10 protein-coding genes are annotated in these 11,948 nt (G+C 43.1%); 9 read left to right on the forward strand and 1 reads right to left on the reverse strand.

Features of this window, described 5'->3' with window-relative positions; translation table 11 throughout:
- Positions 1-493 precede the first annotated feature (493 nt).
- From leuA to glpK, 6 genes are all read left to right on the forward strand, one after another.
- A complete protein-coding gene (gene leuA / locus GW828_RS13295) occupies positions 494-2,062 on the forward strand; it encodes a 2-isopropylmalate synthase (protein ID WP_124018362.1) in 1,569 nt (522 codons plus the stop codon).
- Positions 2,059-3,153 carry a 3-isopropylmalate dehydrogenase gene (gene leuB, locus GW828_RS13300; RefSeq protein ID WP_124018363.1) on the forward strand — a complete coding sequence of 365 codons (1,095 nt, stop codon included), beginning with the start codon at positions 2,059-2,061 and terminating at the stop codon, positions 3,151-3,153. Before leuA ends, leuB begins: the two co-directional genes overlap by 4 nt.
- Positions 3,153-4,565, forward strand: a complete 1,413-nt coding sequence (gene leuC / locus GW828_RS13305; RefSeq protein WP_182741715.1) for a 3-isopropylmalate dehydratase large subunit — start codon at positions 3,153-3,155, stop codon at positions 4,563-4,565. Before leuB ends, leuC begins: the two co-directional genes overlap by 1 nt.
- 21 nt (positions 4,566-4,586) lie before the next feature.
- Complete coding sequence (gene leuD, locus GW828_RS13310) at positions 4,587-5,192, forward strand: 3-isopropylmalate dehydratase small subunit (protein ID WP_124018365.1); 606 nt, start codon at positions 4,587-4,589, stop codon at positions 5,190-5,192.
- Positions 5,193-5,669: 477 nt separating this feature from the next.
- Positions 5,670-7,022 (forward strand): outer membrane protein transport protein, encoded by a 1,353-nt coding sequence (locus tag GW828_RS13315; RefSeq protein ID WP_182698913.1) that lies wholly within the window; start codon positions 5,670-5,672, stop codon positions 7,020-7,022.
- A 309-nt stretch (positions 7,023-7,331) separates the two neighbouring features.
- A complete protein-coding gene (gene glpK, locus GW828_RS13320; RefSeq protein WP_182742337.1) occupies positions 7,332-8,828 on the forward strand; it encodes a glycerol kinase GlpK in 1,497 nt (498 codons plus the stop codon).
- A gap of 11 nt (positions 8,829-8,839) precedes the next feature.
- Here the strand turns inward: glpK and GW828_RS13325 are convergent, their stop codons facing one another.
- Complete coding sequence (locus GW828_RS13325) at positions 8,840-9,160, reverse strand: hypothetical protein (protein ID WP_124018368.1); 321 nt, start codon at positions 9,158-9,160, stop codon at positions 8,840-8,842.
- A gap of 1,032 nt (positions 9,161-10,192) precedes the next feature.
- Between GW828_RS13325 and mraZ the strand changes: the two genes are divergently transcribed.
- The 3 genes from mraZ to ftsL are packed head-to-tail and all read left to right on the forward strand — an operon-like array spanning position 10,193 to position 11,947.
- Entirely contained in the window at positions 10,193-10,651 is a 459-nt protein-coding gene (gene mraZ, locus GW828_RS13330) for a division/cell wall cluster transcriptional repressor MraZ (protein WP_182742338.1), read from the forward strand.
- 25 nt (positions 10,652-10,676) lie between these two features.
- A complete protein-coding gene (gene rsmH / locus GW828_RS13335; RefSeq protein WP_011639222.1) occupies positions 10,677-11,618 on the forward strand; it encodes a 16S rRNA (cytosine(1402)-N(4))-methyltransferase RsmH in 942 nt (313 codons plus the stop codon).
- Positions 11,619-11,632: 14 nt separating this feature from the next.
- Positions 11,633-11,947, forward strand: coding sequence for a cell division protein FtsL (gene ftsL / locus GW828_RS13340; RefSeq protein ID WP_124018370.1), 315 nt, complete (start codon positions 11,633-11,635; stop codon positions 11,945-11,947).
- The last annotated feature ends 1 nt before the right edge of the window (position 11,948 follow it).

Consider the following 11,948-nt stretch of genomic DNA (forward strand, 5'->3'; position numbering starts at 1 on the left):
ATACGATTATTTATCTTGAGAAACATAAAAATATAATTGATGCAGCCACTTAGCTTGATGTTTATTTGTACTTTGAGAGGTAAGTTCATTAATTGAAAGCAAATCAATATTGGCTGATCACGTCGTTGTTTAACTGTAATGAGGCACTAGTACGCTATCATCTTTTTCACGTTAGTTAAATTAGGGTTGACACAGAAGGCTGGTCGCGTTACATATTAGGTATAGACATAATTGTATGTCGCACAATTAGCATATTTAGTTATTAAAAGTGAATATTAACGGCATGAACACACAATCAACTTTACTCGGACTCCTTCTCCTCTCACGCATACCCTGCGCGGAGTCCTTTGTGTTACATGCAAAATAATTCATTAAGCATACACAAACCCCGCGCTAACAGCCGCGGGGTTTTTTGTTTCTAGCCCTTTTGAAATGTACTAGTTGTGATGTTTACAGTTAGGTAAATATACATGATGGTCGATGGAGAAATTCGATGTCCAATAGAGTCATAATTTTTGATACTACCCTACGTGATGGTGAGCAAGCACTAGCAGCAAGTTTAACCGTTAAAGAAAAGCTGCAAATTGCCTTGGCGCTTGAACGTTTAGGTGTTGATGTGATGGAAGTGGGTTTCCCGGTTTCTTCTCCTGGTGATTTCCACTCGGTGCAGACCATTGCTAAGACCATCAAAAATAGCCGAGTGTGTGCATTGTCTCGTGCACTTGAAAAGGATATTGATGCTGCCGCCCAGGCATTATCGGTTGCCGATCAATTTCGAATTCATACCTTTATTTCAACTTCGACCATTCATGTTGAAAGCAAATTAAAGCGCTCGTTTGACGATGTGCTTGAGATGGCCGTTAATGCGGTAAAGTATGCTAGACGTTTTACTGATGACGTTGAGTTCTCCTGTGAAGATGCCGGCCGAACCCCAATCGATAATTTGTGCCGAATGGTAGAGGCAGCGATTAAAGCGGGTGCTCGTACGATCAATATTCCCGATACAGTGGGTTATACCGTGCCAAGTGAGTTTGGTGGCATTATTCAAACCTTATTTAATCGAGTACCGAATATCGACCAAGCGGTGATTTCGGTTCATTGTCATGATGATTTAGGTTTATCGGTTGCTAATTCTATTGCCGCAGTTGAAATGGGGGCTCGCCAAGTAGAATGTACTATCAATGGTATTGGTGAGCGCGCCGGGAACTGTTCGTTAGAAGAAATAGCTATGATTTTAGCGACCCGTAAAGATTTGCTTAATGTTGAGTGTGGTATTAACGCCAAAGAAATTCACCGAACCTCATCGCTCGTCAGTCAATTATGTAATATGCCCATTCAAGCTAATAAAGCTATTGTGGGAACCAATGCATTTTCTCACTCATCGGGTATTCATCAAGATGGCATGTTAAAAGCTAAAAATACTTACGAAATTATGACTCCAGAAAGCATTGGCTTGAATCGTAACAATATGAACATGACCTCACGCTCTGGCCGCCATGTGATTAAACATCGTATGGAAGAAATGGGTTATCAGCCAAGTGATTATGATATGGATAGCCTGTACGAGCAGTTTTTAACCTTGGCGGATAAAAAAGGTCAGGTATTTGATTACGATCTGGAAGCATTGGTATTTATGGAGTCGCAAGCACAAGACGATGATAAGTATCAGCTACAGCATATGATGGTGCATTCAGATTCGACTGAAGGGGTTGCCACCGCGACAGTGCGTATTGCGGTAGATGGTCAAGATATTACTGAAGCATCGACAGGAAACGGACCAGTCGATGCGGCTTATAATGCCATTGCACGTGCCACTGGTCGTCAGATCAATATTACTAACTATAAATTAAGTGCCAAAGGCGAAGGTCAAAATGCGCTTGGGCAAGTCGATATTACTGCCAAATATAGCGAGCAGATGTTCCACGGTGTTGGTTTAGCCACCGACGTGGTTGAAGCGTCAGCTAAAGCGTTAGTCCATGTGATGAACTTAGTATACCGCGCAGATAAGGTTGCTGATTTTAAACAACAGATCCATAAAGAAAGGGAGTTAGGTAGCGTATGAGTTATCAAATAGCAGTTTTGTCGGGTGATGGTATTGGTCCTGAAGTGATGGCTGAAGCGCGTAAAGTGCTTAGTGCAGTAGAAGCGCGTTTTGGATTAGACATTAACTATACCGAATATGATGTTGGCGGCATTGCCATTGATAACCATGGTTGTCCTTTACCTGACGCTACTTTAAAAGGCTGCGAAGCCGCGGATGCGATTTTATTTGGCAGTGTGGGTGGCCCTAAGTGGGAGCACTTGCCGCCAAATGATCAACCTGAACGCGGCGCATTATTACCGTTACGTGGTCACTTTGAGCTATTTTGTAATTTACGCCCAGCAAAATTACATGACGGCTTAGAGCACATGTCACCTTTGCGTAGTGATATTTCCGCCCGTGGTTTTGATGTTTTGTGTGTGCGTGAGTTAACCGGTGGCATTTATTTTGGTAAACCCAAAGGACGCCAAGGAGAGGGGGAAGATGAGGAAGCCTTCGACACTATGCGTTATAGCCGTCGTGAAATTAGCCGAATTGCCCGTATTGCTTTTGAAGCCGCCCGTGGACGTAAAAACAAGGTCACTTCTGTTGATAAAGCCAATGTGCTGGCTTGCTCAGTATTATGGCGCCAAGTAGTAGAGGAAGTGGCTAAAGATTTTCCTGACGTTACCTTAGAGCACATCTATATTGATAACGCGACTATGCAGTTATTACGTCGTCCAGATGAGTTTGATGTGATGTTATGTTCTAATTTATTTGGTGATATTTTATCTGATGAAATTGCCATGTTAACCGGATCTATGGGGCTACTGTCATCAGCCAGCATGAACAGTAGCGGCTTTGGTTTGTTTGAACCAGCGGGGGGCAGCGCGCCTGATATTGCTGGTCAAGGTATTGCGAATCCAGTGGCGCAGATTTTATCTGCCGCATTGATGTTGCGTCATAGCTTAAAGCAAGAAGATGCCGCAAACGCTATTGAACGTGCAGTAACAAAAGCACTAGCAAGTGGTTATTTAACTGGGGAACTACTTTCTGCCGATAAGCGCAGCGAAGCAAAGTCGACAGCTCAAATGGGTGACTTTATCACTCAGGCAATTAAGGATGGTGTGTAATGGCCCAAGTGACCGGTAAAACCTTATATGAAAAAGTGTGGGATGCTCATATTGTTGCTAGCCCAGAAGGTGAAGCGCCAATAGTGTATGTTGATCGCCATTTAGTCCATGAAGTGACATCTCCACAAGCCTTTAGTGGTTTAAAAGTGGCTGGACGTAAGCTACGTGCGCCACAAAAAACCTTTGCGACAATGGATCACAACACCTCGACCCGCAGTGCCAGTCTTGATGCGCTTAGCCCTATGGCACGCACTCAAGTTGACACTCTAGCGCAAAATTGTAAAGAGTTTGGTGTGCGCTTGTATGATATTCATCACCCAAATCAAGGTATTGTCCATGTAATGGGTCCCGAGTTAGGGATTACTCTGCCAGGTACTGTGATTGTTTGTGGCGATTCACACACTGCGACTCACGGTGCATTTGGTGCATTGGCATTTGGTATTGGCACCTCAGAAGTTGAGCACGTGCTTGCAACACAGACTTTACGTCAGTTAAAAGCCAAAACCATGAAGATTGAAGTTCGCGGTAAAGTGACCGATGGTGTAACAGCGAAAGACATCGTATTAGCGATTATCGGCACCTTAGGTATGGATGGTGGTACAGGTTATGTGGTTGAGTTTTGTGGTGAAGCTATTGAAGCATTAACCATGGAAGGACGGATGACCTTGTGTAATATGGCCATCGAAATGGGCGCGAAAGCTGGTATGGTAGCACCTGATGAAACCACTTTTGATTACCTTAAAGGGCGTGAGTTTGCACCTAAAGACGCCATGTGGGAGCAAGCCGTTGCAGCCTGGTCGCAATTGAAGACAGATGCTGATGCGGTATTTGATGCCGAAGTGGTGCTTTACGCTAACGATATTGCACCGCAGTTAACTTGGGGTACTAACCCTGGGCAAGTGGTGGCGATTGATGGCGTAGTACCTAACCCTGAGCAAGAAAGCAATGTAACTAATCGAACCAGTATGGTGAAAGCATTAGAGTATATCGGTCTTACGCCGGGTACCAAGATGACGGATATCAGCATTAATAAAGTCTTTATTGGTTCTTGTACTAACTCACGTATTGAAGATTTACGCTCAGCTGCTGCGCATGCTAAAAATCGTAAAGTGGCAGAAGGCGTAGTCGCGATTGTCGTGCCAGGGTCTGGCCAAGTGAAGTTACAGGCAGAAGCGGAAGGCTTAGATAAGATCTTTATTGAAGCAGGTTTTGAATGGCGTTTACCGGGCTGCTCTATGTGTTTAGCGATGAATGATGACCGCTTAGAGGCGGGTGATCGCTGTGCATCAACCAGTAACCGTAACTTTGAAGGTCGACAAGGCCGTGGCAGTCGCACCCATTTAGTGAGTCCTGCTATGGCTGCTGCTGCAGCTGTTGCTGGGCACTTTGTTGATATTCGTCAACCTTATTAACGAGCTAAACAAGGATATTTTATGCAAGCTTTTACAGCACATACCGGTTTAGCGGTAGCCATTGATAGCGCTAATGTTGATACCGACCAAATTATTCCCAAGCAATTTTTGTCTAAAGTTACGCGTGACGGTTTTGGGGTTCATTTATTTCATGATTGGCGTTATTTAGACGATGCTGGTGATAAGCCAAATCCTGAATTCGTATTAAACCAGCCTCGTTACCAAGGTGCTTCTATTTTGATCGCCCAGGAAAACTTTGGTTGTGGATCATCTCGTGAGCATGCGCCTTGGGCGTTAGCGGATTTTGGCCTTAGAGTGATCATTGCGCCGACATTTGCGGACATTTTTTACGGTAATTCGATCAATAATGGCTTATTACCGGTTAAGTTAACATCCACAGAAGTACAGCAATTGATTGATGAAGTGTCTGCCACACAAGGTGCGAAAATTACTGTAGATTTACAAGCGCTAACGGTGACGTCACCTTCTGGTTGTGTATTCAGTTTTACTATTGTGGAGTCTGCACGGCATAAGTTGCTTAATGGGTTAGACGCAATCGGATTAACACTGTCATTTGAGCAACAGATTAGTGACTACGAAGCGCATATACCGGCTTGGTACGCATAATCTGTTATTACAGAGTGTGTAAGGGTGTATTTATATCTGATGAATCACTGATTAAAAACCTCTTTATGACATCATGAAGAGGTTTTTTACTTTTTAATTGTAAAAAGTTTTATGTAACCATTTTGTGTCACAATTTTTTTAGCGTCAGAGTTTAGAGCAATACGGTTAATTATTTTAGCTTACCGGTGTACGATATGTTTTTTATAAGATACTGATTTTTAATTTTAAAATGTTAGCGATTCGCATCATTGATGAATTAAGTGTACAGCCATACCGTTTTATCCTTCCCCGAAAAATCATTAAATCAAAAGTTTGATCACGATCACAATTTGAAATTCAATCACTCACTTCTTGTTCGGTCTCTTTGTGCTGTTGCAAAGCTTTTTTGGATCAGTACACTGACGACTTCATTTAAATCGAGCTTTTGCTCTATATCAGTCGATTTATGCAGTTTGAATCTAAACACAGAGAATCATAATGAAAAAAACAGTGTTAACACTGGCGATAAGCGCCATTGTATTTGGGGCAACAACTCAAGTGAACGCCGCAGGTTTCCAACTTGCAGAATATTCAGCAACAGGTTTAGGCCGTGCATTTGCTGGTGAAGCTGCTATTGCAGACAATGCGTCAACTCAAGCGCGTAATCCAGCCATGCTGGCTTATCTAGAAGGCCGCCAAGTGTCAGCGGGTGGCATCTATGTTATGCCGAATGTTGATGTTGTTGGTGATGTGGCTATTTCTTCACCATTATTAGGTTCAGAGCCATTAGTCATAGGTGCTGACGCATATGATGTTGCCGACAATGCCCTAGTACCGAACTTTTATTATTCAAATCAGTTGAATGATCAATGGACTTGGGGTCTAGCGATTAATTCTAACTATGGTTTAGCCACCGATATTCCGGTAGCGGATGCGGCGGCTATTTTTGGCAGTAAAACCTCAATTACTACGGTCGAATTTAATCCTAATATAGCCTACCGTGTAGATGAATCATTTACCGTTGGCGCAGGTCTTCGAGTGGTATATGGCGAAGGTGAAGTTGGTGCAACCGCTCCTGGTTGGATTGATGCGATTAAAGCTAACCCTAACTTACCTGCAAGTATTGGTGCGCGCTTACCTTCTGGTGGAACCGAGTTAAAGTCAATGAAAGGTGATGATGTTGGCTATGGCTGGAAAGCGGGCGCGAGCTGGCAAATTAACTCAGCTAACCGCATCGGTTTGGCTTATCACAGTAGTGTCGATCTTAAATTAGACGGTCATGTGTCTGGTGTAATTTATAATGGCGGCCAAAACATTGAAATCGAAGGTTACTTACCGGTTGAATTGCCTGCATTTGCAGAGCTTGCTTCTTATCATCAGTTAACTAAAAACTGGGCTATGCATGCCAGTGTGAATTGGACTGAATGGAGCGTATTCGAGCAATTGGTGGCGTATTTTCCTGGTGATGTTAAGCCTGTAGGTAACCTAGAGTCAGACGTAGTTAAAGAAGAGAACTTTAAAGACAACTGGCGTTATGCCCTTGGTACTACTTATACCCTTAATGACCAATGGACATTACGTGCTGGTATGGCGCTAGATAAAACAGCGGTTGATGATCAGCACCGCACTACAACCATTCCTGATTCTGACCGTTTATGGTTCAGTGTGGGTACTGGTTACCAAGTGTCTAAAAATCTGAATGTTGATCTGGGTGTGACTTACATTCGCACATATGGTGATGCACCTATTACAGAGAACCAAGATCTAGTAGGCCTTGCTGCAGTGAACTTTACTGGTGAAGCAACTGGCGATGTATGGTTAACCGGTATTCAGTTAAATTATAAGATGTAATCAGCTCTGCTAGTGTTGATCGTTAAGGCCTCGCAGTTGCGAGGCCTTTTTATTAGTTAAATAGTGATAAAACGTAAGATTATTTTTATCGTAATAACAGTGATAACTTGAGTCGCGCGGTACTATGCTTTCAAACCATGATCACCGTAATTTACATTCCTGCGGGTGTGACTAGATAATTAACCCCTTGGATATTAGTAAAGGCAATTGCCTGCAATAATTATATTTGTCGATCTAGTATGTGATATGGGTTTATTAAATAGACAAATAATACAAAAATAATCATATTAAAATGATATAGGAACTCAGATGGCTGCCAAAAAATACATTGTCGCTTTAGATCAAGGCACGACAAGTTCTCGTGCCATTGTGTTTGATCATCTCGCGAATATTGTCGCCGTGGCTCATCGTGAATTTACTCAACATTATCCGCAAGCTGGTTGGGTAGAGCATGATCCTATGGAGATATGGTCTTCACAAAGTTCAGTGCTGGTGGAAGTACTGACTCGAGCAGGAATTAGTCGTCATGATGTCGCTGCAATAGGGATTACTAATCAACGTGAAACCACTATAGTCTGGAACAAGCATACTGGTAAGCCGGTATGTAATGCGATTGTATGGCAATGTCGCCGCAGCCAGGCAATATGTCAGCATCATAAGGCCTTAGGGGCTGAAGATATGGTGCGCCAAAAAACTGGACTAGTACTAGATCCATACTTTTCGGCGTCAAAAATTGAGTGGATTTTAGATAATGTTGCAGGCGCCCGTGAACAAGCTGAAGCCGGTGATCTATTGTTTGGCACGGTTGATACTTGGCTGGTGTGGAAACTCACTCAAGGTGAAGTTCATGTGACCGAACCAACCAATGCATCTAGAACCATGTTATTTAATATTCACACTAAACAGTGGGACCAAGAGTTACTCAATCTGTTTAATATCCCTCGTTCGATGTTACCTGAAGTGAAACCCTCATGCGCCATTTATGGCTATACCGAACTTGCAGGCAACCCAGTTCCTGTCGCAGGGATGGCTGGCGATCAGCAGTCGGCATTATTTGGCCAATTGTGTATTGAGCCTGGTATGGCAAAAAATACCTATGGTACTGGCTGCTTTTTGTTAATGAATACCGGTGACAAAGCCGTTGAGTCAACTCATGGTTTATTAACGACCATTGCGATTGGGGCTGACACAAAAGTGAATTATGCCCTAGAGGGTTCGGTATTTATGGGGGGCGCTATTATTCAATGGCTCCGTGATGAGTTAGGTCTTATTGCCGATGCGTGTGACACCCAATATTTTGCCGACAAAGTGGATGACACGAATGGCGTCTACTTGGTGCCAGCATTTGTGGGTTTAGGTGCCCCTTATTGGGATGCTGATGCCCGAGGTGCCATCATAGGCTTAACCCGCGGCGCTAATCGAAACCATATTATTCGTGCAGCATTAGAAGCCATTGCATATCAATCTCGTGACGTGCTGGATGCCATGAGTAAAGATTCTAATGTGCCGTTAACACAAATTCGAGTCGATGGTGGTGCGGTGGCAAATGACTTTTTAATGCAATTTCAAGCTGATATTACAGGTGCAACGGTTATTCGTCCTCGGGTCACTGAAACGACTGCTATGGGGGCTGCATTTCTAGCGGGTTTAGCTGTTGGGGTATGGCAGTCGACTGATGAGTTGCAGATTATGTTGTCTACTGAGCGCGAGTTTACGTCAACTATGGACGAAGCTACTCGAGCAAAGTTGTACCAGGGGTGGAAGCAAGCTGTGTCGCAAGTCAGCCCAAACGGTAACTTTGCTTAACGAAGTAAGCATTACACTTCAATATCAATATGCTGGCTGGTGGTTTCTCCACGGGTGGAGAATCGCTTATCCGTTTTCATTGGTCTAATTCGGCTAGCGCCATTTTTTTTCTCATTAACGGTTCTCGGTTTAGAACGCCTTTCTTGACGAGGGGCTTCTTGGCGTTGAATCGGGACTTTATGAGCAATATTAGGTGGCAATTGTGACTGTGGCGCCTCGTGGCTGTCGGCGCTAATAGCACTGGTATGTTTGACGTTTTCAACAATCCGTTTACGCTCACTCACCGCCTGTACTGGCCTAGCTAACATGGCATAAATGCTATCGATACTCATGATGCTCTCCCATATTGGTTAAATGAATGTGATTGTTAACCACCTTAACTGTTTATCGGCACAAATTGATTAAAATGTAATCTTTTAGATAGAAGCTCATTTAGGAAGCGCTTTTATCCGGTGGATCATTGGCGTTATCGCTACCCACTGCCGAAAGTAGATAACATGAGCCATGTTAATCTTCAATTGCTTTAAATTTGTTCAATCATCACCCCACGCTAGCAGAATAATACCAACATCGCGACACTTTCCTACTTCAACTCAGCCAGGTATTAAGCGCGAGCTGGATGTAGTCTTTGCGTATTCACCTTGTCGTTCACTTGCATTCGTTAGCGCTTTTTACCATTTATCCATTGAGCTAATTCAACCTTGTACCTTTTGAGGCATTAAGAAAAATTAACTGTGATTACGAGATGAATTGATAAAATGCTTGCCCTTAACATAGGGCCTTTAATGTCCAACATTGTGATATTTAACCGTGGATGTTAACCATAATTTGATGATGATTAATTGCTTAAGTATTGCGACCCTGCTTATTTAAGCAAAATGTCTATTAAGGTTAATCATGAGTTTGTGTGCTTTACAAACTGCGCGTTACATACTGCTATCGAGAGCAATGGGTAAATATAAAGGTAAGATTAAGTGGTTTTTAGCCGTATAAAGTAGACCCAGTCGACTATTTGTTAATTTTTAATGAACTTAAAACCGAGTAGCTGAGCAGTATTACGATATAAAGATGGAGTATTCGAACCATAAAGTAAGTTTAATAAAAAAGATCTCCAGTCTATTTTAGCCGATAAAGTGACCGTTATGTCTCTGGTTTAACTCATTTACCCTGATTTTTAGCTGTTTTCTTCAGACGGCTCTGTCATTCATCCCGCTTGATATTAATTTGCTGCTAACCCGCTTGGGGTATGGATTTAATATATCTGTCCATTGCTTGACAACACTTGCATAGAGTCCCTAAACTTAGCATTTGTGGGAAGAAGTGGATCATTGTGGATCAAATGATAACAATAAGGGCTAAATAACGTGTTTCGTGGCGCCAGTGCAATCAACATGGATGCAAAAGGACGGATCGCTATTCCAGCGAGATACCGTGATGCGTTACGTGTGGAGCATGCCGGCACTGTGATTATGACCGTTGATATTGATGCCGCTTGTTTGTTGATTTATCCGTTACACGAATGGGAGCTGATTGAAGCAAAGTTGAGACTGCTTTCTGACACTGATCCACTTGAGCGATCCTTTAAACGAAAATTACTAGGTCATGCACAAGATTGTGAACTAGACAGCCACGGACGTATTGTGATTCCGCCGGCATTGCGAAGTTTCGCCAGCTTAGAAAAGAAAACCATGCTGGTGGGCTTACTGAATAAATTTGAATTATGGGAAGAGTCAGCTTGGCAACAACAAATGGATGATGGCAATACGCTCATTCAAAGCCAAGATTTAGCCAGCAATGAACGCTTGGCACACTTTTCACTGTAGTTATCTAAAAGGTTAGAAGAACCCAATGAGCCAAGAGTTTGCCCATTTATCTGTATTACTCAATGAGACCGTAGACGGACTCAACATCCAAAGTGATGGCATCTACATTGATGGCACCTTTGGCCGTGGTGGGCATTCGCGTCATGTGTTAAGTCATTTGGGTGAAAACGGTCGCCTAATTGCGATTGACAGAGATCCGCAAGCGATTGAGGCAGCTAAACAGTTTGCTGATGATCCACGCTTTCAAATTGTTCACGGTGGCTTTGGTCAATTAGCTGAATATGTCGAAGAACTTGGTCTGACGGGCAAAATCAATGGTGTATTGCTTGATCTTGGCGTGTCGTCGCCACAATTAGACGATGCAGAACGCGGCTTTAGTTTTTTACGCGATGGCCCGCTCGATATGCGTATGGACAATAGCCAAGGTCAAACTGCAGCCCAATGGATAGCACGTGCAGAAATTGAAGACATGGCATGGGTATTTAAAACTTATGGTGAAGAAAAAAATTCGCGCCATATTGCACGATGCATTGCAGCCGATCGTGAAAAAACGCCTTTTTTACGCACGAAAGACTTAGCTGATTTGATCGCGCGGATCACCAAAAATAAAGAGCGAAATAAGCATCCTGCCACGCGAGTGTTTCAAGCTATCCGCATTTATATCAACAGTGAATTAGAGCAAATAGATCAAGCGCTTGAAGGTGCTTTAGCTGTGCTAGCTCCCCAAGGTCGCTTATCAGTGATCAGTTTTCATTCTTTAGAAGATCGTATGGTTAAGCGTTTTATACGCCGCCATAGCCAAGGTGAAAGCGTGCCACATGGATTACCTATCATGGAGGCCGAGCTTAATAAATCGCGTAAATTAAAGGCGGTGAGTAAAGCACTAAAGCCTTCTGATGCAGAATTAGAGTTAAATCCACGCGCGCGCAGCTCAGTGTTACGAGTTGCAGAGCGTCTGGATTACTAACTATCGAGGGTAATGTGAGCCAATCACCATTAAATTTACCTCGAATTGTATTACTCGATATGTGGCAGCACAAATGGGTGTTGCTTCTTATTTTATTAATTGTAATCAATGGTGTAGCCGTAGTTTATACCAGTCATGTAACACGTAAATTGATCACTCAGTGGGATCAATTGTTGCAAGAGCAAGATCGCTTAGATATTGAATGGCGAAACTTATTATTAGAAGAACAATCGCAATCAGAGCACAGTCGTGTGACTCGAATTGCAACCAAAGAACTAAACATGTCTCGGCCGCTTCCTAAGGAGGAAGTTATCATTCGAGTCCAGTGAG

It is taken from the genome of Shewanella vesiculosa (assembly GCF_009994065.1).
Classification (GTDB): Bacteria; Pseudomonadota; Gammaproteobacteria; order Enterobacterales; family Shewanellaceae; genus Shewanella; species Shewanella vesiculosa.